The organism is Candidatus Nitrospira salsa (genome assembly GCF_965152625.1).
The window spans coordinates 792,770-818,403 of the sequence record NZ_CBCUCO010000004.1 but is presented as its reverse complement, the minus strand read 5'-3'; the positions used below and the strand labels follow the sequence as shown (position 1 = coordinate 818,403).

The following is a 25,634-nucleotide window of genomic DNA, read 5'->3' as shown; positions in this document are numbered from 1 at the left end:
TTAGGGTTTGATTGTGAGAAAAATCGTTCTCGAACCACGTTTCAACAGCACAAGCACCGACGTCGTTTCTTCAAGATCACTTGCAACAGTGTCAAAATCTTCTATGGTTCGTATCGCTTCTCGATTGACCTCAAGAAGAATATCCCCCTTGCGAAGACCTGCCCGGTCTGCAGGAGAATCCGGCTCTACATGGGAGATCAGCACTCCTCGATCATCAGAATGTTGACCGGACGGTACCGTTTGCACCGTGATACCTGAAAGCACATGCTTCCCTGTCGTTTGACCTTCAGATGTACTCGATAGCGCCGTCACGTCTTTCGGCATCTCTCCGATATCAACATTCAACTCACGTTCTTCGCCATCTCTCCAAACGGAGAGAGAGATTTCAGAATTGGGTGGGGTTTCCGCTACAAGTGACCGCAAATGAGTGGGGTCCTTTACTGGCTTCCCATTAAAGTGTCGAATAATGTCGCCGCGCTGCACACCAGCACGTCCTGCAGGACTGTCAGCAAACACATCTCCGACTAATGCACCGGTCGTATTCGGAACCTGAAATTGCTCCGCCAAATCATGAGTGAGTTCTTGAATCGAGACTCCCAGCCAGCCGCGAATAACTTTTCCATGTCCAATCAAACTCTCCATCACATTTTTCACCATTCGGCTTGGAATGGCAAAGCCTATTCCCATGTACCCGCCGGTCTGTGAGAAAATAGCCGTGTTAATACCAATCAGTTGCCCAGAAAGATTCACCAAAGCTCCCCCGGAATTTCCGGGGTTGATGGCGGCATCCGTTTGGATAAAGTTTTCGTAATCCACGATCCCCATGTTGGCTCGACCCACGGCACTGATAATGCCCATCGTGACGGTTTGATTCAATCCAAATGGGTTGCCAACTGCAAGAACCATTTCCCCGACTTGCAACGCGCCTGAATTCCCCCACGGTAAAGTCGGTAAGCCCGTCGCCTCGACTTTAATTACGGCAAGGTCGGTTTTGGGATCGGTCCCTATCAATTTGGCAGGAAATTTCCGTTTATCGCTAAACAGCACCGTCAACTCATCGGCCTTCTCAACGACGTGATTATTGGTGACGATGTATCCATCTGCCCGTACGATGACACCCGACCCTAATCCCTGCTCCTTCCTCCGGCGAGGTTGTTTAAATTTTTCCTCAAATTCTTCCCCAAAAAATCGTCGAAAAAAGGGATCATTGAAAAACGGCGATTGTTGAGACTCTTTTGATTGACCAACCTTTCGGCTTGACGAAATATTAACCACTGAAGCCATAGCCTCTTTAGAAACTTTGATAAAGGTATCATTCGACGGAAGGGACACGGTGGCCACGTTCATCGCCTGAGCCTCCGGCTTGGGCTCAGTCACCGGGACTGTTGCTTCAGCAACCGGAGCAGAGCTGCCGGGAACATCAGAACATTGGACAAATGCACTGAGCATGCAAACAGCCATGATTATTCCAATGCCAAACGATCGTTGAGGTATAGAAGAACACAAATAATTGCGACAAACCCCTCGCATGAATCGCTCCTTTCAGCCACGACAAACTAAAACCAGGGCCAACTCTATCGCCAACACGAACAGGTCTATAACCGTTTCAGTTATACCGAAACGATAAAGCGCCAACTCGTGCAATTTTGATATCCAATACGTGATAGAAAACGTCAATCATTGTCAGTCAATCCAAGCGGGTATAACCTTCCGATACTTGAGGCCGTAGGAGTACTCTGCTAGGCGACCTGTAATAAAGACTTCAAGAGGAACCAAAGGAGGACTCTTTGCTGCCCATTCAGTCATCTGAGGGGGACAGAAAACAACTGTCGCCTAGGCGACCTTCTACCGACATCTTAGGGACAGCACGACTTTCAAGCACAGTGCCTATCAGGGTGCGCCCGGTTACGAACAATCGTCGCCTAAGCCTTAATAATTTAGCTGAAAATTAATTGGATTCGCTATAACCCTTTATTTATCATACCAGTTTGAATGAGTTAAGCGTAATCACTCACTTAAATACTATAGCAAATCTAATTAATTTCCTGTTGAGCGATTCAAATTGGCACAGCGAAATTATACACTTCAAGCTTTGGAAGTTATTCGAATCGGTTATAGCAACTATTACGTAACACCAAAGTCGTAAATTTTCTTAATGACAATATTTCCATACAATGGCCTTGAAAAATCAGAGGGAGAAGATTTTTACACGGTAGAAGGATGACGATGGATCACGGCACCTTGAGGCGTCCCGACAATAAGGATCGAAGTCATTCCCACAAACAACCCGGTCTCAACAACCCCTGGTATATCTTTGAACTGCTGTGCCAGCATTGAAGGATTTTCAAGAGCCTTTCCTTGCACATCAAACACATAGTTATGATTATCCGTCACAACGGCGTGGCCATCTCGCACTCGTCGGGTCGCCTGATACCCCAATCGCTCAATCGCTCTCATCGTACTTGGCCACCCAAACGGAACGACTTCAACAGGGAGAGGAAATGATACTCCCAACGATGTCACTTGTTTCCCTTCATCAACAATCACGACAAACTGCTTGGCATTGGCAGCAATAATTTTTTCACGAAGCAAGGCTCCGCCACCGCCTTTGATGAGGTTGAAGTGAGAATCGACCTCATCCGCGCCGTCAATCGCCACATCGATTTCCCACGCATCTTCATCCGGCAAGATTGGAATGTGGAGTTGTGTGGCTAAGGTTGCGGTTTCCCGAGAAGTCGGCACGCCCTGTATTCGTAGTCCCGCTTTGACGCATGGAGCAAGGGCTTCAAGCAGATACTTCACCGTAGAACCCGTCCCTAATCCCACCGTGTGACCATCTTGAATATATTCAAGAGATTTTTCGGCAGCCATTTTTTTTAGAGAATGGGGAGAGAGAGTTGAATCCGATTCGGTAGGCATTAGTTCGTTTTGTTATGAGTCAGCCCTGCGGCCAAAGACGCAGCACCCAGAAGGGCCGCCTGTGGATTGAGAATGACGTACACAGGAATCGTCGATAACAACCGTTTATATCGGCCTTTGGCCAGAAAGGCCTTCATAAAGCCCCCCTCACGAAGCATCGGCAGAATTTTCGGTGCAATTCCTCCGCCTAAATATACGCCACCATAAGACAAAGTATTTAATGCCATATTCCCGGCTTCCGCCGCATAGATGGAGATAAACAGGTTTAACGACTCGACACATATTTCCGGCTTTCCGGCTAAAGCGGCATCGGTAATCAGGGTTGATGGATCTCCAGTAGGTAATGTTTCAGCAAACCACGTTGGCTCATTTTTCTTCGTGTCCCGAAGAAACTGATAAATGGCATGCAACCCGGGTCCAGACAACACCCGTTCGTAACTCACATGCAAATAACTGCTCCGAAGATACCGGAGTAATTCGATTTCTCGATCACTATTCGGGGCAAAATCCGCATGCCCTCCTTCAGAAGGACAAATATGATAGCGTGTCTCGTCCCAGAATAAAGTGGCTTCCCCCAATCCAGTTCCAGCCGCTAAGAGCGTGCGAGTCCCGGAACTTTTTGAGGCCACTGAAGGGGTTAATGACTCCACTTCATCGGGCCGTAAGACTAAGAGTCCATGAGCCGTCGCTTCGAGGTCGTTGACCAGTCGAACATCTTTGACCTCAAGAAAGTCTGCTAACGTTTCGCCTTTGATGACCCAGGGTAAATTGGTTGTCTTACAGATATTATTAATGACCGGCCCCGGAACCCCAAAACAGACTCCTGTCAACGACGCACGGATTTCCGCTGAGGATAGTCGAGGAGAATCGGAAGACTCGTCTAGATTTTCATCTTCTTCATCTGAGTCCAAATCTGAGGAAGATACCGTGTCCTCTTCTTCAAGAAATTCGGTAATGATGTCTTCTAACGACTCATAGTCCTGACTATAAAACGAGTCCTCGCGAATTGGCTCAACCCGCGAACCGTTCCAGTCAAATAATGCCAACAGGGTTTTGGTCCCCCCAATGTCTCCCGCAAGAATCATGACGACCTACTCAGGACTTACGTTAATAATGAAAAGGGCACGCTCTTTCTTATTTATTGAGACTCGAGCGAATCGATGATGCTCACCTTAGCGGATACAAAAGCAACGGCGCAAGGACCCTTAAAAAGTCATGAAAATGTCGCTCGTATCTCGTCTTTCGTCTGATAATACCCATCTCCCGTCTTGGATTTCACGCTTCACGAGCGACGATTCACGAATGACTATCGGCATCCACATAGGACCAAGTTGAAAACGTGGCGGCCTGCCCATGACGTAACCCTTGAGAGTCCACAACGTTCCAGACAATCGCTCGTTCCACTACAAACCGTTTGCCAGTCTTTGAAATACGGATGCCTCGATAATCATCGATGTAGCCTTGAGATTTCGCCTTCCGCAGCATCTCAGCGCGTTCTGCTTGATTTATATGCTCAGCCGTCAGACGAGATGGCGTGTGGGTGAACTGACTCCAATCCATTTCCCAGAGAATCAACGCCTTCTGATTGCCATAGTTCAAAATTGGATCATCTTCCAGACCATGCGATACCACAATCAACGAACTTTCGAACAATCGTTCAGATTGCTCTTGAAACGTCCCAGCACGGTCAATCAATTCTTTCGCCAACCACTGTCGATAGCTACTCAACAGAAGCTGGACCCACTCCACCACATTCGGCTGTTGCCAGACCGCTACTGCATCTGGCTTTCGAGAATCTGTTGGATTATCGCTCACATTCAATATCACCTATGTCTAGACCATGACGTTCATTTGCATTTGATTCACGCAAAGAGATCTCATCGGCAGGACTCCGAATGCTTCCAATGCCTAATCATAGCGAATTGCTGAACAATATTTTATGCTGAAGATGATAAGGATCAATCAAAAAACCTCTCCGTATGTGAAGAAAAAATAGACATCATGGCATCGACTCCAACCGATCTCAAATTTACGTATGAGGATTACCTCGAATTTCCAGAAGATGGGAACCGCCACGAATTGATTGAGGGAGAACATTACGTGACGCCAGCCCCACTCACCAAACACCAACGAATTTCCTCTAATCTCATTGCCCATATCCATCATCATTGCCAGCGCACTCTTGCAGGACTCGTGTTAGCCGCTCCAACCGATGTAGTCTTTTCCGAGACCGACGTTGTACAACCTGACTTGGTATTCATCACAAAATCGCGACAACCCATCGTCACGCGTGAAAACATTCAAGGCGCGCCTGATTTCATTGTCGAAATTCACTCCGATTCGACCAGACGACGCGATGAACGAACGAAGCGAACATTATATAAACGTTATCAGGTCTCGGAATATTGGATCGTTGATCCGGAACTCGAAACAGTAAAAATCTTTCGCTTGAAAGAACGTCGCTATGTTGTCATCGAAGAATCAACCACCGAACAGCCTAAAACAAGCCTCTCAACTTCCCTCCTTCCAGGATTTTCCATCACTCTTAAGGACGTTTTTTCGTAAATAAGACCGTGTTTCATCTCCTATGCTCACAGCTTGATGTTTTACAGAATGAACTTTATCCCTTCGCAATCTCCCATTCATGAATCATCCATACAATACCTTTTTATTTTCAGAAAAATTTTCATTCATCGTATTATGCCTACCCTATGAAAATGAGACAGGCAAAGACTGACAGACCAACGGCACTTCATCGTTTGTAGGAAAATAGAGGTTATTCAAAACTTGGGTCCGGTCTATAATTAACAATGTTTCCATCTTTTCTTATGCTAGCAATTGTGCTACCGAAAGATGGATTATATTTTTGCGCTTCTTCCAAGAACACCATAGGAACGAGGATTGTCTGCTTATGTTTACCTCCACCTGTTTAATTCGATTAGCTAACTACCGTAATTATTTTTCTATACAAAATATCACATTGAACAATATTCATATTAAAGAAATTGGCTAAAGATTAGGCAATGATAAGCGTAGCGGTCAACGACAGGAGTCCGGAAGAAGGGAACATATGGATTCAACGATTTGGTCAGGTGAGAAATGATCGGTAGGAATGATGTGGTCGGCGGCAGCTTGGTATTTTGGCGTTCGTTCGTGCAAGATTTCTTCGATTTCTTCGACAAACGTTTTGGTTCCTGACAGGGAAGGGCGCTGTGTGTCACCACCAATCCGAGACGCAATGGTCGGGATTTCAGCTGTGAGCCAAAAAGTCACACTGTTGGTGTTGAGGGCGATCACATTTTCCTGTTTTAAGATCGCTCCGCCACCAGTGTCGATGACTAGACTTTCTTGCGTGCTTAATACCTGACAGACTTCTGTTTCTATCTGTCGAAAATGATCCCAACCAAACTTTTCGACTATTTCAGGAATCGGTAACTGCGCTTTTGCAATCACTTCAGCATCCGTGGAGACAACGTTTCGGCCTAATTTCTGGCCCAACAACTTCGCCACAGTACTTTTGCCGGTACCACGATATCCAATCAGCACGATGTTCATCGGAAATGTTCCTCAAGGATCGTTCTCATGACATCCACTGGGGCAGGTTGCCCGGTCCATCGTTCAAATTGCCCCACGGCTTGATTCACAAACATTTCAACCCCGCGAATGGTTTTGCCGCCGGCTTCCCGAGCGTCCCGCAGAAGCTGTGTTTCCAGGGGATTATAGACAATATCCATGACGACCACGTTTGGTGTTAGCAGAGCTTTATCAACACAACTTTTGTCAACATGGGGATGCATGCCAATTGGCGTACAATGAATCAGCACATGAGAGTCAGCAATTCCTGATGCGAGTGATTCCTGCTTGATCGGAGCCTGATTGACAGAAACAGCCGTTCGTTCACGTAAATCATTGACTAAAGATGCCCTTTCAGCTTCGTCAATTCCCAAAATTGTGAGATTTTCAATCTCTCCTTCAACAGCTAGCCCAAAGGCAATGGCCCGTGCAGCCCCACCTGACCCAAGAAGTAATATTCTCTGCCCTTTGAGCTGAGCCCCACCGAAGCGAAGAGCCTGAAGTGCTCCCGTTGCGTCCGTGTTATATCCAGTCAGGATATCTTGCTCCTTGACGATCGTGTTGACCGATCCAATATGACGCGCGGTCGCATCGATTTCATCTAAATACGGCATGACCGCAACTTTATGAGGAATCGTGACACTAAACCCGCGCAAATTCCCCAACGCTCGAATGCCACGAATCGCCCCCTCCACATCCTTCGTCACAGGCAATGCCAAATAGACGAAATTGAGCCCGAGATGGTGAAAGGCGGCATTGTGTATCGCCGGCGATAATGAATGGTGAACAGGATTACCCAGCACTCCACATAATTGTGTTTCCGTCGTAATAGTCATCGTCATCCTACAATCCCCACGTGTGTCATTGCCCACTTCTATACATGAATAGATCAGGTTGCAGTTATCACATACTCATAAGGGAAAACTCAACTCAGGAAGAACAACAGGGTGTGACTATAACGAATCCAAATCATGAGAAGCAGGTATGCTTGGACACGATAGCCCGGAAAACCACGAGTTTTTTGACATATCTCAAACGAGAGCGTTTTGAATAACCCTGCTGATGTTTACTTGAGAAATGTCCAAGTCCATTTGAGGCATATCAACTAACCCTGCGCGATGACTCACTTCAAACATGCGGAATTTATTTGAACCGGCTATAGACGTGACCGCGATGAAGTGGAGTAATCAAGGTCCGAGTGAGGATAAAAAAAGAAACCGGGGAGAAGCAACGCTCTCCCCGGTACAGTTATGAAGAACTGACCCCTCGAATTATCGAGAAGCTTTTTTGCGAGTCGAAGATTTCTTCGCACGCACGGCGGCTTTCTTTACTGGCTTTTTCTTGACGACTTTGGCCATGAACTCACCCCCCTTCCGTAGAAAATCTTATCGGAAGTTATCGGTGTACCTTGATTATTCCTAAAGTCTTTTTTCTAGGAAGTGCGCGTTCATGATCCAAAGACCGAGCAAGGTCCATGCGTGAGAAAAAATATTCGCGTGAGAGAATGTACGAATGATGGCACTGCGGTTGACAAGAACTCAACGCAAGTAAAAACAGCATTCAAGGACGAGAACTATGCGGCAAGCGAATAGGGGGCGTACACATGTTCAGGAAATGAAGTCAGACTCGAGTGAGACGCTAGAAATTTAGGCGGAGTGTGAGGACACCAATATGAATGGTGGTATCCCATTCACCGTTGATCAACGCCCCATTGATGTTATTACTCACTCCACGCGTTTGATACAATCGAACCTGATAGGCTAAATCCACACCAATCGCTTTCACACCGAATCCGTCACAACTCACCAAGCCAAGAAAGGCCCCTCCTTGGCGGCACAAAAACCCCAAACCAACCGATGGCGCGCTATACGCAGAATCAGGCACCCCCGGGTCGAAGGTTGAACTGGGAATTGGACTTTCGGAATACACGTATCCAGCTCGAACCGCCACCTTCCAGTCCGGGAGCAGGCTTGGCTGAAGCCACGCATACTCGGACCCAACCATAACGACAAACGCATCGCCATACTTGCGCGAAAATGGTACGGCTTGCCCGTTGGAAAGATTTAAATTGAGATCTTTGAAATCCCTCCAATCTTCGTAAGCAACGTCAGCTTCCACCTTCCACTCATGAAATTCATCACGTAGAGGCCAAATGGCGATGGCTCCTGTAAAGATATTCGGAAGCTCAATCGTTGTCCTCGTATCCGCCACTCGTGCTCCGCCTGCTAGAAACTTTCCTCGAAAATTGAGGTCGGCTCCACTGTGATAGACAAACGCAACATTGACGAGCGGTTTGCCCTCGTTGTTCCGTAATGGAGTCCACAAGAAACTGGCATTGTATCCTAAGGCCGTATCGGTACCGTTGGCTTCGAGCGAGGTCCCAGCAGGAAGACCAAACGCATTTCCTGCCGCGGCGGTTTGCTGAAATTGCGCCTGCCCTTCACCAATAAAACTCGCAAAGGTATAAATATCTAACCCTGCGCCTACCGAAATAGACTCGTTGAACTTCCACGCCACGGTGGGTTTGATATCGATGAGCGGTAACTCAACACTGGCGGTGACTGGGGCAACCTGACTATCTGTTGGATATTCAATGCTAATCCCAAATGGCGTTGTCACCCCCAGCCCCACAGTCCAATCATTCAAGTGCTCATTCGTCAAGTAACCAAGATTTGCCGTAAGATAGAGATGACTAGGAGGTGGATGAGCCACGGTTCCTCCAAACGTCCCCTCGACCTTCGTCCCATTGGCACTTCTAAACTTCGTCTTGGCCCCGGCCAACAGCGTTCCACCTAAAAATTGAACGCCATCTAATTGAGTCATTCCCGCAGGATTGAATTGAATAGCCGATGGATCATTGGCTTGTGCGGCAAAGGCGGTCCCCTGCCCGGTTGCCGATGCACCTTGATCTAACACACGAAACGCTCCACCGTGGGCTCTATCATGGACTGCCGACACAGAAACGAGCGTCAAGATGAGTAGACGAACAAGAGAACTTGAAAGAGATCTGAGGAATTGCAAAGATACCCCCTAGAAGCAGGTAGATTTGACTACTTTTAGAGCAGGAGGCGCAGTGTACGGGAAAGACCCTATTGATAGCAATATAACATCGATGAATAGAGCCTATTGCACAACACGATCTGATGCTATGATGGGTGCCACTCACACCGCCTACCACACGACGTTCTTGTTGGAATTCCGAGGACCAGTTAAAATTCGATATCGCTCTTTATAAGGAAAGATCTCGTGAACATCACAAAACTCCTCCATACCCGGATGCGCGTCAGCAATATGGAACAAACCATTGCCTTTTATCGAGACGTCTTAGGACTCGAGGTCGTCGATCAAAAAGTCTCACCCAGAGGATCACGCCTTGCGTTTTTAGCCACTCCAAATAGTGACGAGCTGATTGAGTTGTGCAGTTTTCCGACCAGCGGCCAAGTGAGAGTCCAAGAGGACCTCATTCACTTGGCGTTTCAAGTCGACAATCTGGACACAACCATCAAAGAACTTCAAGCAAAACACGTTCCGATCACTGATGGCCCCACCACCTCATCGTCTGGAAGCCGTTTTATTTTTATCGATGCCCCTGATGGATACGAAATTGAATTGATTGAACGCCCACCCGGCATCGCCATTGTCTAGCAGACCCGTTTCTTTGGTATTACATGAACCATACCTCACCATACAAGCTAACACAATCAGACAAGGTCTCAACCAGTCTCAGAGTCAAACTCCAGGGTCTCCCAAACAGGCCCGGCGTGTATCTCTTTAAAAATGCCCAAGGTGAGATTCTCTATATTGGGAAAGCGGCCATACTCTCAGACCGTGTTCGTTCGTATTTTCAGAACGGAGCTGACCTCAGCCCGAAGACGCTCGTACTGGCGTCATTGATTCATGACTTGGAAACCATCGTCACGCAATCTGAACTCGAAGCGTTACTCCTCGAAAGCAACCTGATCAAACGTCACCACCCCACATTTAACGTGGTGTTACGCGACGACAAACAATATCCCTATCTTCGACTACCCATCAAAGAAGACTTCCCTCGACTATCCATTGTGCGTCGAGTCAAAAACGACAAAGCCTTGTACTTCGGCCCGTATGTGCCAACCGGCGCCATGCGCGAAACCATTAAGATCATTCGCAAGGTATTTCCTCTGGCCACCTGCACCATTGACATTAATGGTACGGCAGATCGCGCGTGCCTAGAATTTGAAATTAAACGATGCATGGCCCCCTGTACTGGCAATCAAAGTCAACAAGACTATCATCGCATCGTCAAACAGGTACGCATGTTTCTGGAAGGACGAGACAGGGAACTCGTCGAATCCCTCCGCACGGACATGAACACCGCCGCGGATCATGAAGAATTCGAGGAAGCCGCCCGTCTGCGTGATCGCATTAGGAAAATTGAAAAGACGTTACAAAAACAACGTATTACACAAATTGATACGATCGATCAGGATGTCTTAGGCGTCGCCAGATCCGGCTCATCCGTCGATCTTCAAATGCTCTTTGTCCGAGGTGGCCTCTTGATTGGCCGTAAAGATTTCTACTGGAATGATGCCCAGGACATCCCAGACCAGGAGCTGATCCGATCAACGATCGAACAGTTTTATAACAAAGAGCTCTTGCCGCCAAAGGAATTATTGGTATCGACGGATTTCCCTGATAAAGAATTACTCCGGCGCTGGCTCAGTGAGAAAAAAGGAGAGAAAGTACGGATTCTTATTCCAGGACGAGGTGGGAAATATCAACTACTGAAGCTGGCTCAGGACAATGCCGCGGTCGCGCTGGATCATCACCTTCAAAAACACAGCCGAGAACGAGAAGCAGGAATCGCTTTACAACAACTCCTCCAATTGCCCCACCCGCCTCATCGCATTGAAGGGTTTGACATCTCGAATACAATGGGGACCAATTCGGTTGCCTCCATGGTAGTCTGGGAAAACGGAACCATGAAAAAATCTGACTATCGAAGATTCAAAATTAAGACCGTCGAAGGTGCGAACGACTTTGCCAGCATGGAAGAAACCATTCTTCGACGATATGGGGGCACGTTAGCCACGGATGAACAGAAAGCCCTTCCGTTTCCCGATGTCATACTCATTGATGGAGGACCAGGACAATTAGGGGCAGCCATGAGCGCGATCAAAAAACTTCATGTCCCTCCAATATCTCTATTTGGTTTGGCCAAAGCGAAGGGTGAAAAAGAGGAACGCATCTTTCTTCCCGGACAACGAATGCCCATCGTGCTTGCGCCACAGTCCTATATCAGCCAATTAGTCCAGCTCATTCGTGATGAAGCCCACCGCTTTGCTCTCCGCTATCATCGCCGACTCCGCAGCAAAGCAATCATTCCCATTCAACCCGGTCGGCGATCGGGGACAAAACCATTCACACGTCATTCATAATCAATCGAGCAGGTATTTATTCACGCTATCGCACCAGTCTTCATTCAATTTATGGATATCAAACGCACGACATTGACTTGGGTGATCAGTTTCATCGCTGTTCTGTTCGCACTATCCCTTGTCAGTCAACTGGTCGAGGAAGTCGGCCCTCCGATTCTCTTAGATCCTGAACATAAGCTTGAAATGCCTCCTCCACCTCAATCCATGTATCAAATGGGTCGAGAAGCAAACCCTCAACCTGCCAAACAAGAAGATTTGGACCCTCAACACTCAGATAAGCACTCCACTCTTCCTCTCACTCCTTTCTCTAAGGACACTCCCTCTCGTACACACTCTTTGACTGATAAAAATGCCAATACACAACCAGAAAAACCCACAAACGTATCGAGCGGCCGCCGTCACGATGATGCCAAACCATGAGAAGTGAATGACACCAATGTTCCTTAATCAAGCGCAGATTTCTTCATGTCGCGTACGGGCCTCCATTTCAGTGGACTCCGAGCGCAATAAAACAGCACGTTCATCGAATTTCATCCCGTTTTGTTTTTTCAATTGCACCTCCAACCAATAACCCGTTCCTCCTGAATACCCGCTCTATGGGGTGTAGGCGCCTCATTCACCAGCACCTGCCTTGATCACCACGTTTACACGTTCCACCTAGCAGCACTCCAACTCAAATGCCTTTTCATTTGAGACTGTGACAAAATTCATGATAAGTGCAAAGTTGCGTCGTGACATCCAAGTCTTTGTTTTCCTCACATCGACTGCCAGTCTCACACATTCAAGACTTCGCCTACCCCTTCTCAATACAAAAAATCTTCAAAAATAGGCTGATTTTTCAAGAATTCCCATAAAATTCCCGACAGAGAAAGGGAACCTCTCGAAATGCATGGCGGGTTCCTGATACCCCTACTGTGTCTAAAATATGCACAATATGAACGGTTATGAATCTGGCAGTGAGTATGCATGATGTTTCTATTCTTTCTTGAACACGACACACTATTCTATGGCTGACTTTCATTTCCTCACGGCTCACGACATGGTTCTGGACTCCTTACCACTGGGCATCTGCATCGTTCAGCAAGACTGGACTGTCGAATTTTGGAATAAAACACTTCAGGACTGGACCGGGATTCCGAAAACAAATGTTGAAGGGAAATCACTTGGAGAACCATTCCCTCATTTAACGACATCACCATACTTCTCTCGCCTCCAGCCATTGTTTTCAAGAAACTCTTCCGTGACGTTCAGCCCACCACACCACACTCAGCTTTTTCCTTCACACCTTCCCGACGGAACTCCTCGTCGGCAACACATCACCGCCCAATCTATTCCCTCCACTCAACATGATGCCTGGCGTATTATGTTTGTGGTTCAAGACGAGTCAAGTCTTCAGAGGCAAATCCCACAAGCAGAACACCTCAATGATCAAGCGGTTCAAGACCCAGAAGAACGTGAAAAGGTCAAACAAGAACTTCAAGATCTATCAGACCGGTATCGCCTAGCAACCGAAGCCGCCCAGATTGGCGTTTGGGATTGGGATAGTTCAACGAACAAGTTGCGATGGAATGATCAAATGTTCTTGGTGTTTGCCGTTGATCAACAAACATTCAGCGAGACATTAGACGATTGGAGACGCACCGTACACCCTGACGACCTTCACCAAGCGGAAGTCGCTCTTCAAAATTCCCTGCGTCACAAGACAGGGTTTCACACGGAATTTCGAATCATTTGGCCTGATCAATCAATTCACTACATACAAGCCCATGGCATCGTCATCGATGATAAACAAGGAAATCCGCGTCGGATGATTGGCGTGAACTGGGATATCACAGAACAACGCACAGCTGAACGTGAAATGGCAGAAAGCGAATCCCGCTTTCGACTTCTCGCCGACAGTGCTCCTGTCCTCATTTGGATATCAGGTGAAGATAGTACATATACATACGTAAATAAGACCTGGCTCGACTTTACCGGACGCACTCTTGAACAGGAACTCGGACGTGGGTGGGAAGAGGGTATTCATCACGATGACTATGAGCAATGTCTCCACACCTATGACTTCGCCTTCGAGCAGCGCACACCCTTTACCATTGAATATCGCTTAAGGCATGCCAGCGGAACCTATCGATGGCTCATCAATGTTGGCGTGCCGAGATATGGTCCGGACGGCAGATTTGACGGGTACATTGGTTCGTGTCTCGACGTAACAGAAGAGAAGAAAGCCAGCGAAGCCAGAGAACTCATTGAGCATGCAATTAATCAAGGGCACGAAGGACTGGCCCTCTTAAACACGCATGGCATCTTTACCTACATGAATCCCGCTCATGCTCACTTATACGGTTTTGAACCACAAGAATTGCTTGGGAAAAGCTGGAAGACGCTGTATGAACTAAAAGAAGTTTCGGCCATAGAACAAGAATGTATCCCAACCTTGCGAACCACTGGTCATTGGACAGGGGAGGTATTCGGCCGAAAGAAATCTACGGAACAATTCCCGATCGAACTCTCAATCAGCGCGTTAACCGACCGCAACGACGATATCATGGGAGTCGTCTGTGTCTGCCGGGACGTGGCGGAACAACGACGGGCAGATCAACGGTTTCGTCTCGTGGTTGAATCTGCTCCGAGCGGCATACTGATGACAAACAGTTCCGGCCATATTGTCCTCGCAAACCAGTTAATTGAGATGATGTTTGGCTATTCGCACGACGAACTGTTCGGACAAGACGTAGAAATGCTCATCCCTGAACGCTATCGTCAGCAGCACCAAACGGCTCAATCTAGGTTTTTTGTAAATCCGCACCCTCGCAAAATGCGATCAGATTTCAACCTGAATGGATTACGAAAAGACGGCACGGAGTTTCCCGTTGAAATTGGCTTAAACCCCCTCCATGCAGATGAAGACACCTTTGTCCTGGCCACAATCACAGACATTTCTGAACGACGTGAAATCGAAAATCAACTGATGTCGATCGCGCAAGACTTGGAACAAAAGAATCAAGAACTCGCCGCGGCCCGAGATGAAGCTCTCGCGGCAGCGAAGGCCAAAGCCGAGTTCCTTGCAACGATGAGTCATGAAATCCGTACTCCCATGAACGGAGTCATAGGCATGACCAGGCTACTCATGGATACAACCTTGACAGAAGAACAACGAGAATTCGCGAACACCGTGAAATATTCAGGTGAAATCTTATTGAAAATCATCAACGATATTCTTGATTTTTCAAAAGTTGAGGCAGGAAAGCTCGAGTTGGAACATATTGCGTTCGATCTTCGAACCACCGTTGAAGACGTGCTTGAACTTCTTGCGGAACGAGCAGCAGAAAAGGAAATTGAACTCGTGGCACTTGTCTACGCCACCACTCCCATCGCCCTCAATGGTGATCCGGGACGTATTCGACAAGTTCTGATGAATCTCGTGAGCAATGCCATCAAATTCACAGAAGAAGGCGAAGTGGTTGTTCAAGTTTCCCTCATCGACACACAACAAAACAACGACATCATTCGATTTTCTATTACCGATACTGGCCTTGGGCTATCCGAAGAAGTCCAAGGTCGTCTATTTCAATCCTTTACCCAGGCTGATAGTTCAACTACACGTCAATATGGAGGAACCGGACTGGGATTAGCCATTTGCAAAAAAATTGTCATGCTGATGGGGGGAGAGATTGGGGTCACGAGTGCCGTTGGCGAAGGGAGCGAATTTTGGTTTACGATCCCATTACAACGGCAACAAATTGATATCCACCCTCCCCTCTCTCGCCTGAACCTCCATGGAGTCCATGCCTGCCTGGTAGAAAGCAATGATACCGTTCGATTCTTAATTCACCATTATGCCCAAAGTTGGGACATGGCCTGTACTGTCGCCGAGAACGGGACAGAAGCCCTCACATTGCTACACTCGGCGATTACAAATAAAACCCCCTGTGATGTGATTATCGTCGACCAGCAACTCTCAGATATGAGTGGCGCTGACTTTGCCAAACGGGTCAAAAATGACCCGATATTATCCGGCAGCCGATTAATCATGTTGTCTTCGCTCGGCCAACGAGGGGAAGCTCGCCGTGCCCAAGAAGCTGGATTTGTGGGCTATCTGACAAAACCCGTGCGGCAAGAACAACTCTACCGGTGCTTGACCATGGCGATGGGCACAATTCCTCTCCCGTTCTCCGAGGATCAAAAATGTACGCCGACCTTGATTACACGACACACGCTAGAAGAAGCAGAAAAACGTTCAAAAACCCGAATCTTGCTGGCAGAAGATAATATCGTCAATCAAAAAGTTGCGACAAAAATGCTGGATAAATTGGGATATCGCGTCGACGTCGTCTCCAATGGACGTGAGGCTATTGAAGCCGTCCACCAAACCGCCTATGACGTCATTCTTATGGATTGTCAAATGCCGGAAACAGACGGGTACCAAGCCACCAAGGCAATTAGAAGATATGAGACAGAACAGGCAAAAGAGGGAAGACGCGACTCCATCGATACGACGAGCTCAACATCACGACCAGCGAAAAGTCGCACTCCAATCATTGCCTTGACCGCCAATGTACTTGAGGGAGAACGTGAACAATGCCTTGAGGTCGGAATGGACGACTTTCTTCCCAAGCCGGTTTTGATGGAAACGTTAGAAAAGACTTTACGTCGATGGACGACGCAGGAGCAGACACGGCACACGACCGCAACTCTCTCTCAAAAACTTGCCGGCACGCACGTTCCATTTTCCAATTCCGGAATGCCGGATCTTGTCGACCATCCTCCGTTAGATCTTCGCGCCGTCAACGAACTACTGACACTAGGAGGAGACGATGATCCAGATTTTTTCATCTCAGTCATTGAACAATTTCTGCAAGATCTCCCTCGCCACCTGTATGACATTCGGCAAGCGCTTCATGATCATGATGCCGCCAGATTAATCAAGGCGGCCCATGCATTTAAAGGAGGTTGTGGAAATATTGGGGCGACCTCTTTCACTGACATCTGTCTTCGCCTTGAACAATTGGGACGAACAGGAATCCCGCAAGGAGCCTCCCAATTACTCAATGAACTCAAAACAGAAGAAACCCGTATCCAACGTGCACTTCATCAATACCTGAAATACTTCGCACCACGAAATCGTTAACTTCACAAGATCTCTGAAACCTATGATTTTTTGGAAATATCACAAATCCCTGAACGCAAATGAATGGCGAGGATAATGTCGTTATCACATTCCACAACATCGTATATTGAGTCGCGTCGAGAGTTTCTTGCTTCCGCGAGCTTGAGGCTTGGAGCATTCGCCATGGCCTTATCTGGATTTTCTTCACCCTTATCATTTGCGAGAGACTCAGAAGCCTTCATCAAAGTTGGCATTCTTCATTCATTAAGCGGCACGCTCGCAACCAACGGACAATCCGTTGTGGATGGAATTCTCATGGCTATTGATGAAATTAATGAGCAGGGCGGATTACTTGGGAAAAAAATTCTGCCTGTCATTGCTGATGGTGCCTCTGACCCAAAAACATTCGAACGGAACGCCGAAGCCCTGATTGGAAGCGACCATGTTCACACTATCTTCGGGTGTTGGTCATCTGCCAACCGAAAATCTGTCCTACCAATCGTTGAACGCGAAGGTCTCCTTCTCTGGTATCCGGTGCAATATGAAGGTGACGAGCAATCTCCAGCCATCATGTATGGTGGGGCTGCCCCCAATCAACAAATCTTTCCAGCCTTACAGTGGGGAATCCAACAATTTGGGAAACGGGTCTTATTAGTCGGATCGGATTATCTTTTTCCTCGTGTCGCAAATCGTCTCATCAAAAAGATCCTTCCGAACCATCACGGTATTTTGACCGGAGAACTATATCAGCCATTAGGCAAACAAGACTTTCAACCCATCATCCATTCCATCAAGCTGGCCAAGCCTGATTTCATTATCAACACAATCAATGGTGATAGTAACCAAGGGTTTTTTCAGAGCCTCTTTGACGCCAATCTGACAGCCCATGATATTCCTGTAATTTCAACAAGTATCGGAGAAGATGAACTACAGCGGATCGGCATCGATCATACCTTCGGTCATTATTCAGTTTGGAATTACTTTCAAAGTATCGATTCGCCAAGTAACCATCGTTTTGTCACCAACTTCAAGCGACGATATGGCCAAGACCGCGTCACGGGCGACCCCATTGAGTCAGCCTACTCACAAGTTCACCTGTATGCGATGGCCGTACGGAGGGCAGGAACATTTTCTCCATCAATGATACGCCAAACGGTCAGGGGTTTGATTTTCGGAGCGCCACAGGGGCTGATTCGTATCGATCCTGAGAACCAACATACGTGGAAAGTCACACGAATCGGACGAGTGCAAGACAATGGACAATTTGCCGTGGTCTGGAAATCTCATGAACCGCTTCGCCCCGATCCCTACCCCCTTCCTCGTTAATCCCATGCGGCTCAACCCAACACAGCAGAGCTTCCAAACTAAAGTTGTCGGACTAGTTTTGGCCGCAACATTTTGTCCAATTATGGTCATGGGGTTCCTCTGGTCTGCCTATCACCGATCAAGTTTAGAACAAGAATTTCAAGGCATTTTACAAATGCAGGCTGGTCAAAGCGCACAACAAGTTGCGCAACTACTTGAAGAACGAACACGTCTCGCTTCCTTGCTTGCCAATAAGACCTTGCTCCGCCGAGACATCGCACGATTGATAGACATGAAACCAGGAACCGATGCGTATTTCCTCATACAGTTCAGACTTCACCAACAGCTCGAACAGATGATGACCCAAAACCGTTGGATCAGAGAAGCCCACATCAATCACCCCAAAACCGGCGAAGTGTTGATTGCCACGAATCCGGAGCGAATTGGAACAGCCTTCCAGGGTACACAGGAACAACTGGCAACAGTCTCTCAGGGAAAACCGTTGACCTCTTCCGTCATGCCATCAACCGCTCCTCTCGTCAATGCACAAGATCAGATTGAATCTAAATTGCCTATTCGTCATATTTTTTTCCCGATCCAGAAAGCACAATACTCTTCTGGCATTTTGACGCTAATAACGGACGCAACGAATTATGCGCAAAATTTCTGGAAAGACAAGCACCTCTTGAAGCAATTGAACTTTAAGTCCCTTGACATCTATCTTGTCGATGATCATGGAACCTTCTTGAGCCCTTCTGCCTTTGAGGACGCTCTCAAAACCAATGGAACCATTTCACGGCGCTCTCAACTCGAACTACAACTTGAAGTCCCTCAGCAAAACACTAAAACTCAAGCCTTCCAACAGTGTCAGCAGATCAGACAGAAGCGAGAAGGGGGAAAAAACTTTCAGATGAACGGCTATCTCGACTATCGCGGCATTCCTGTCGTTGGGGCGTGGAGTCCCGTTCCAGGCACGAACTGGTGTGTAATCGCTGAAATTGACGAAGCGGAAATGATGAAACCTCTGGCCGATTTTCAGCTAACGGCTTGGAGTATTGTCGCGATTATGGTGATTCTTTTTGGAATTGCCGGAACACTGCTATCACGATATCTGATTGCTCCACTTCAATCGTTAATGTCCGTTGCACAAAACCTCGCAAGTGGAAACCGACCCATCCGTTGTCCCGTAGATCGGACAGATGAATTCGGTCAACTAGGACAGACGTTGAACCATATGGCGGATGTTATCGATCAGACAGTGGGAAATCTCGAGCATAAAATTCAAGAACGGACAGAAACGCTTGCTCGTGCCAATAGTCAACTCACCTTGGAAATTCGTGAACGTCAACAAGCCGAAGATGGACTTCGAGTTAGTGAAGAACGATATGCCTTAGCCGTAGAAGCGACGAGTGCAGGGCTCTGGGATTGGAACATCACAGATAATACGGTGTACTATTCTGCTCAACTTTTAAGACTCCTTGGTTTAAAAAATTCTGAAATGGCTGAAACGCTTGAAGCCTTTACCTCGCTCATCCATCCAGCGGATGACCATCAAGCCACTGAGAGCCTCCATGCACATCTCGACCAAAGAGTTCCCTACAATATTGAGCTTCGCATTAAAACTCAAACGGCGAATTACCGTTGGTTTCACGTGCGTGGGCAGGCTATCTGGGATGATGAACAGCAACCCATTCGCATGGTTGGATCGATTAATGATATCCATGATCACCATGTGGCAGAAAACCGTCTTGCGGTTCAACACTGTGTGACCAAAATCTTATCGGAATCGTCTTCATTGGACGACGCGACCAAGCCGATCATTCAAACCATTTGCACGTACCTTGAATGGCAGATCGGAACATTTTGGCTCCCACTTCGAGACATCTCACGATTAACATGCGTAGAAACGTATGAAGATGTTCATGGTCCTTATCCACTCTTTATCACGGCGTCCTTGAATTCTAATTTTTCTTTGGCCGAAGGACTTGTCGGGCGGGTGTGGGAGAGCGGCAAAGCGGCATGGGTTTATGACGTGACAACCGATCCAAACTTTCCTCGTGCCGTCTATGCCGCACAAGAACATCTCCACACAGGGATTTCCTTCCCGATTGTCATGACAGAAGAAATCTATGGGATCATGGAATTTTTCTCTCGCGACGCGAGACAGTTCGATCCAGCCTTGCTTTCCATGCTGGAAATGATCGGACGTTCTATTGGTCAATTTGTTGAACGCAAAAAAGCCGAAGGGGAAGTGACTCGAGGAGCCTTAATATTAGAACAGCAAAATCACGACCTCGCCATGGCTCGAGATCAAGCACTCATTGCCGCTCAGACGCAAGCCGATTTCATCGCGACCATGAGCCACGAAATACGGACTCCGATGAACGGCATTCTTGGAATGACCCAACTTCTCCTTGATGCTGATCTCACGGACATTCAGCTTGAGATCGCTGACACCATTCATACCAGTGGACGCAGCTTACTGACCATTATCAACGATATTTTAGATTTCTCAAAGATCGAAGCGGCCAAAATGCAGTTAGAAGTGATCCCATTTGATCTTCGCACTACCGTTGAGGAAGTGTTGGATACGTTTGCGGAAACCGCAAGAACGAAACACATCGAACTGGGAGGACTCATTCACGCCACGACACCAACGGCTCTTCTGGGCGACCCAGGACGGGTTCAACAAATCCTCCTCAATCTCATTGGCAATGCCATTAAATTTACGGCAGAAGGCGAAGTGTTTGTCCAAGTAAGTGCCATTGAGGTTACCGAAACGGAAGCGTATCTTCGTGTTGAAATCAATGACACCGGTATCGGGATCCGTGCAGAAGACCAGAAGAAACTCTTTCAGGCGTTTACTCAAGTTGATAGCAGTACAACCAAGAAGTATGGTGGAACGGGGTTGGGATTAGTAATTTCTCGACATCTCGTGACGCTCATGAATGGAAAGATTGGGGTGAAAAGTACTGTAGGAGAAGGTAGCGTGTTTTGGTTCACTATGACCATGCCATTACAATCTGAACCCGCCCCCTCGATTTTACAACCTTCATCTCTCGAGGGAATCCGAATCCTTTTCGTCGATAACGCTGAAAGAAATCACATGGTTCTTGAGCATTATGCGACCGCATGGAATATTCCTTTCTCCAGTGCATTAAACAGCCTTGAAGCGATGGAGATATTACGAACAGCCGCACTCAACAGGCATGCGTATAACCTCGTCATTATTGGACAACCGTTACCTGAGACAGACGAGTACGAACTCGCGCACCACATGAAAGCCGACCCTTTGATATCTGACGCACGATTGATCCTTCTCACATCACTCGGCCATCGAGGAGATGAGAAAAAAGCCCAACAGGCTGGATTTATTGGATATTTACGAAAGCCAATACACCAATCGCAGTTATATCATTGTCTGACCATGGCGATGGGTCGCAGCGTTCATACTGCTGGACACTCGATAAGGTCAACTTCGGAAAATCTCAGCCATCTCCAATTTCACAGAGAAGACCGTCAGAGCCCTCTGCACGTATTGTTAGCTGAAGACAATCAGGTCAATCAAAAAGTCGCTGTTGGCATGTTGAAAAAGTTAGGCCACCGAATCAATGTGGTGCACAATGGACAAGAAGCTCTCCAAGCGGTTGAAGAGGATATGTATGACCTCATCTTAATGGACTGTCAGATGCCCGAGATGGACGGGTTTCAAGCAACGAAAGAAATTCGTCGTCGTGAAGCCTTGGTGATGAACCCTGAATTGGTAAATTCAAAAGATGACAGGACACGCACACAACAGGACACGTTAGCCAATAAACCAGCGACAACTGATAAGGCAGCTAAGCCACATCGACGTATACCGATCATTGCAATGACCGCCAATACCATGAAGGGTGATCGTGAACTGTGCCTTCAGTCCGGGATGGATGATTTTCTGCCCAAACCGATTTCTCTTGAAATGTTAGACGACACATTACGCCGTTGGACGACCCAAACCCATCCTAGACCTAGGGCAGAAAATGTCCTACCAGAGCAAGCATTGATTCATCCTACGTCTTCCACATCCCCAACCTCAAAGGGGGAGCAACGTCCTTCGGTCGATATGCAAGTATTGAATGAACTGCGTGCATTAGGAGGCGATGATGATCCAAACTTTTTAGCAACCGTGATTGAGCAATTTCTCTCAGACATTCCTCGACATCTTGCTGGTATCCGAAAGGCTATTGAAGATCACGACGCTGAAAGTCTCATGAAGGCCGCCCATGCATTCAAAGGCAGCTGTCGAAATGTCGGAGCCAAACCATTAGCTGACGCCTGTTTTATACTGGAACAATTAGGGCGAGAAGGAAAAACGGAAGATTCATTGTCGATTTTCACACAACTCGAAGCTGAAGAATCTCGGGTAGAATTGATATTGCAAACCGAAATTCACGCAAAGATATCCTCCTAACTATTTGACTTTCTCTCTATCAGAAATTCCCATTTTACTCATTTCTGATTTTTGACAAGAACATTGTCAATCAACCTGACTTTTCCCAGACGAACAGCCCCGAGTAAGACCATCCTCCCCTGAGCACGTTGAAGTGGCTCAAGCGTTTCGGCATGACAAACAGCAAGATAATCAATTTTGGCTTTTGAAGCCTTCTGGACATACGACTGCATCAATGCCTCGACTGACGCAATAGATTTTTCTCCATCGCGAATTGACGAAGCCCCCAGGTGCAAAGCGTGATAAAGAACTGGGGCCGTTCGACGTGCCAATGAAGATAAGTATCCATTGCGTGAACTCAAAGCGAGTCCGTCTGACTCTCGTATGGTGGGACACATGACCATGTCAACGCCCTGATGAAGATCTCTCACCATTTGCTTGATGATACAGAATTGCTGGTAATCCTTCTGTCCAAAATATACGCGATGAGGTCTCACAAGATTGAAGAGCTTGGTCACAACAGTGGTGACCCCTTGAAAATGCGTACGACGATGAGCACCTTCCCAATGTTGTCCTAACCGGCTCACTGTGACCGATGATTGAAAATCCGGAGGGTAGAATTCTTTTCGCGACGGAAGAAATACAACATCAACGCCCTCTTTGCGACAGAGCGCAAGATCAGTCTGTCGAGGACGAGGATATTCGCCTAGATCTTCAGTTGGACCAAATTGAAGTGGATTGACAAAAATACTGACGACGACCGTCTCACAAGATCGTCGGGCTCGCTGCATGAGAGACTGATGTCCAATGTGGAAAGCTCCCATCGTCGGCACAAAGCCAAGCCCCAAGCGTTCAGAAGAGTGTCTCTTTCTCCATAGCCGAAGCCCACGGACTGTTCGAATAATTTTCATCTTGTGCGCAAATAGAAATGAACGGTTACGAGACACCTTATGTGTTCATGCAGCAAGTACGTCGCACCAACATTAGGAGGATGGGGGTTGAGTACAAGTGGGACGGTTCCCATAGCGAGAACCGGGAATCACCGTTAACTTGCGAACCTCATGGGAATCATCAAGTTCGTGAAGCAATGTGTTGACCGATCGCTTGAACACCGGATGATTCCACTTCGGATCAAGTTCGACTAACGGCTCAAGGACAAACCGACGAAGATGAAGCCGCGGATGAGGAACGCTGAGATCAGGCTCATCAACGATCTGTTGCCCATAAAATAAGATATCGAAATCCATGGTTCGCGGCCCAGCTCGATGGGCAGAATCGCGTCCTAACGCTTTTTCCGTTTCCTGACAGATCTCAAATAATGTTCGAACCGGAAGCGAGGTCTCCAGCTTAACCGCCCCGTTATAAAACCAAGTATCCCCTAAACAACTATCAGGATCCACCGGCCGCGTCTCGTAATACGAGGATACCGCACACACGTGTGATTGCGGGAGCAATCCCATTAATGTAATGGCACGATCACATAAATCTTGGCGATCGCCATCGTTGGACCCAAATCCAATAAAGACAATTTCAGAAATTATTCCACCTCATCTTTTTATGCCATTCTTAGAATAGTCATGGTACGTGCTCTACCATCCAACTTTTTTGATCCGTTCAACAGCCTCAGACAAACGCTCTTTTGGCGTTGTGACCGTCATTCGAATATATCCTTCCCCCGGCTCACCAAATCCATTACCTGGAGTGGTGACAATGCCTGCTTGCTCTATTAAATGCGCGGTAAATGAAGCCGACGTGAACCCTTTTGGGACTTCAATCCATACATAAAAAGCCGCAGAGGGATTATCAAGCGTGAGACCAAGGCCCTGGAGACCGGGAACGAGAACATCGCGGCGTTCCTGATAAATTGCTCGTAGGCCGTCGGTCAATTGATCATCAGACTCCAGTGCGGTAATCCCCGCCTCTTGAATCGCCTGAAAAACACCGGAATCAATGTTGGTTTTCACTTTCCCTAATCCACCAATAACATCTTTATTGCCCACCGCAAACCCAATCCGCCAACCAGTCATATTAAAGGTTTTCGAGAGAGAATGAAATTCAATCCCCACCTCTTTGGCTCCATCGGCTTCGAGAAAACTTGGAGGACGTTTACCATCATAATAAATCTCCGTATAGGCCGCATCATGGCACACAATTATGTGATGCTCACGCGCAAAATCGACAACACGTTGAAAGAACGCCTTATCAGCCACAACAGAGGTGGGATTGTTCGGAGAATTCAAAAACATCAGTTTTGCTTTCTGAGCGACATCGTTTGGAATTGCGTCTAAGTCTGGGAGAAATCCATGTTGCTTCACCAGCGGCATAAAATATGGCGTCCCGCCAGCAAAACTGGTAGCCACGGGATACACCGGGTAACCGGGGCTCGGAATCAGCACCACATCACCTGGATTAATGAATGCCAGCGGTACATGCCCAATGCCTTCCTTCGATCCAATTAACGTCACCACTTCTGACGCGGGGTTGGCCTGTACGCCGAACCGCCGCTGATACCAATTGGCCACAGCGGTACGAAACGACAACATGCCGTCATAAGACGGATATTGATGATGCTTTGGGTTGTCGACCGCTTGCTTGAGTCTCTCAATGATTAGGTTTGGTGTTGGGAGATCTGGGTCACCGATCCCAAGATTGATGATATCCAATCCTCTGTCGATCGCCTTTCGTTTCATTTCATCTATCGCCGCAAACAAGTAAGGCGGCAATGTTCGAATACGATCAGCATACGTGATAGGAAATCCACCCATAAATTCTAGCTCCTTTCTTATACTCAGAAATAATGTGAAGCGTATCTCGTCATTCGTGTCTTACAGAGAAAACCAACGTTGATCGTCGCTCGTATCTTGTGTGAAGAAAAACGTTCCGA

The 25,634-nt window shown here is 47.4% G+C and carries 17 protein-coding genes; 7 read left to right on the top strand and 10 right to left on the bottom strand.

Features of this window, described 5'->3' with window-relative positions; all coding sequences use genetic code 11:
* From ACWQXP_RS17820 to ACWQXP_RS17805, 4 genes are all read right to left on the bottom strand, one after another.
* On the bottom strand, positions 1-1,530 hold the full coding sequence (locus ACWQXP_RS17820) for a DegQ family serine endoprotease (RefSeq protein ID WP_454064203.1): 1,530 nt from the start codon (positions 1,528-1,530) through the stop codon (positions 1-3).
* A gap of 675 nt (positions 1,531-2,205) precedes the next feature.
* A complete protein-coding gene (gene rpiA, locus ACWQXP_RS17815; RefSeq protein WP_454064202.1) occupies positions 2,206-2,919 on the bottom strand; it encodes a ribose-5-phosphate isomerase RpiA in 714 nt (237 codons plus the stop codon).
* Positions 2,919-4,004 carry a glucokinase gene (gene glk, locus ACWQXP_RS17810; RefSeq protein WP_454064201.1) on the bottom strand — a complete coding sequence of 362 codons (1,086 nt, stop codon included), beginning with the start codon at positions 4,002-4,004 and terminating at the stop codon, positions 2,919-2,921. Before glk ends, rpiA begins: the two co-directional genes overlap by 1 nt.
* 211 nt (positions 4,005-4,215) lie before the next feature.
* Positions 4,216-4,734 (bottom strand): MEKHLA domain-containing protein, encoded by a 519-nt coding sequence (locus ACWQXP_RS17805; RefSeq protein WP_454064200.1) that lies wholly within the window; start codon positions 4,732-4,734, stop codon positions 4,216-4,218.
* Between the two features lie 186 nt (positions 4,735-4,920).
* Here ACWQXP_RS17805 and ACWQXP_RS17800 point away from each other — a divergent pair, with 186 nt between their 5' ends.
* Positions 4,921-5,484 carry a Uma2 family endonuclease gene (locus ACWQXP_RS17800; protein ID WP_454064199.1) on the top strand — a complete coding sequence of 188 codons (564 nt, stop codon included), beginning with the start codon at positions 4,921-4,923 and terminating at the stop codon, positions 5,482-5,484.
* 474 nt (positions 5,485-5,958) lie between these two features.
* Here the strand turns inward: ACWQXP_RS17800 and ACWQXP_RS17795 are convergent, their stop codons facing one another.
* The 3 genes from ACWQXP_RS17795 to ACWQXP_RS17785 form a co-directional block, all read right to left on the bottom strand.
* Positions 5,959-6,474: a shikimate kinase gene (locus tag ACWQXP_RS17795; protein ID WP_454064198.1), complete on the bottom strand. Its 516-nt coding sequence runs from the start codon at positions 6,472-6,474 to the stop codon at positions 5,959-5,961.
* A complete protein-coding gene (locus tag ACWQXP_RS17790) occupies positions 6,471-7,334 on the bottom strand; it encodes a shikimate dehydrogenase (RefSeq protein ID WP_454064197.1) in 864 nt (287 codons plus the stop codon). Before ACWQXP_RS17790 ends, ACWQXP_RS17795 begins: the two co-directional genes overlap by 4 nt.
* A 796-nt stretch (positions 7,335-8,130) precedes the next feature.
* Positions 8,131-9,450, bottom strand: a complete 1,320-nt coding sequence (locus ACWQXP_RS17785) for an OmpP1/FadL family transporter (protein ID WP_454064732.1) — start codon at positions 9,448-9,450, stop codon at positions 8,131-8,133.
* A gap of 288 nt (positions 9,451-9,738) precedes the next feature.
* On the opposite strand from ACWQXP_RS17785, the gene ACWQXP_RS17780 reads away from it, so the two are divergent.
* The 6 genes from ACWQXP_RS17780 (at position 9,739) to ACWQXP_RS17755 (ending at position 22,771) form a co-directional block, all read left to right on the top strand.
* Positions 9,739-10,137 (top strand): VOC family protein, encoded by a 399-nt coding sequence (locus tag ACWQXP_RS17780; RefSeq protein WP_454064196.1) that lies wholly within the window; start codon positions 9,739-9,741, stop codon positions 10,135-10,137.
* 23 nt (positions 10,138-10,160) lie between these two features.
* Complete coding sequence (uvrC, locus tag ACWQXP_RS17775) at positions 10,161-11,909, top strand: excinuclease ABC subunit UvrC (RefSeq protein ID WP_454064195.1); 1,749 nt, start codon at positions 10,161-10,163, stop codon at positions 11,907-11,909.
* Positions 11,910-11,960: 51 nt separating this feature from the next.
* Positions 11,961-12,329, top strand: coding sequence for a hypothetical protein (locus ACWQXP_RS17770; protein ID WP_454064194.1), 369 nt, complete (start codon positions 11,961-11,963; stop codon positions 12,327-12,329).
* A gap of 586 nt (positions 12,330-12,915) precedes the next feature.
* Complete coding sequence (locus tag ACWQXP_RS17765) at positions 12,916-17,037, top strand: PAS domain S-box protein (protein WP_454064193.1); 4,122 nt, start codon at positions 12,916-12,918, stop codon at positions 17,035-17,037.
* Positions 17,038-17,112: 75 nt separating this feature from the next.
* Positions 17,113-18,342, top strand: a complete 1,230-nt coding sequence (locus ACWQXP_RS17760) for an urea ABC transporter substrate-binding protein (RefSeq protein WP_454064192.1) — start codon at positions 17,113-17,115, stop codon at positions 18,340-18,342.
* Positions 18,302-22,771, top strand: a complete 4,470-nt coding sequence (locus ACWQXP_RS17755; protein ID WP_454064191.1) for a response regulator — start codon at positions 18,302-18,304, stop codon at positions 22,769-22,771. The genes ACWQXP_RS17760 and ACWQXP_RS17755 overlap by 41 nt, the downstream gene beginning before the upstream one ends.
* A 38-nt stretch (positions 22,772-22,809) precedes the next feature.
* Here ACWQXP_RS17755 and panC read toward each other — a convergent pair whose 3' ends face one another.
* From panC to ACWQXP_RS17740, 3 genes are all read right to left on the bottom strand, one after another.
* Positions 22,810-23,661: a pantoate--beta-alanine ligase gene (panC, locus tag ACWQXP_RS17750; protein WP_454064190.1), complete on the bottom strand. Its 852-nt coding sequence runs from the start codon at positions 23,659-23,661 to the stop codon at positions 22,810-22,812.
* 72 nt (positions 23,662-23,733) lie between these two features.
* Complete coding sequence (gene folK, locus ACWQXP_RS17745) at positions 23,734-24,270, bottom strand: 2-amino-4-hydroxy-6-hydroxymethyldihydropteridine diphosphokinase (protein ID WP_454064731.1); 537 nt, start codon at positions 24,268-24,270, stop codon at positions 23,734-23,736.
* Between the two features lie 69 nt (positions 24,271-24,339).
* Entirely contained in the window at positions 24,340-25,515 is a 1,176-nt protein-coding gene (locus tag ACWQXP_RS17740) for an LL-diaminopimelate aminotransferase (protein ID WP_454064189.1), read from the bottom strand.
* Between the last annotated feature and the right edge of the window lie 119 nt (positions 25,516-25,634).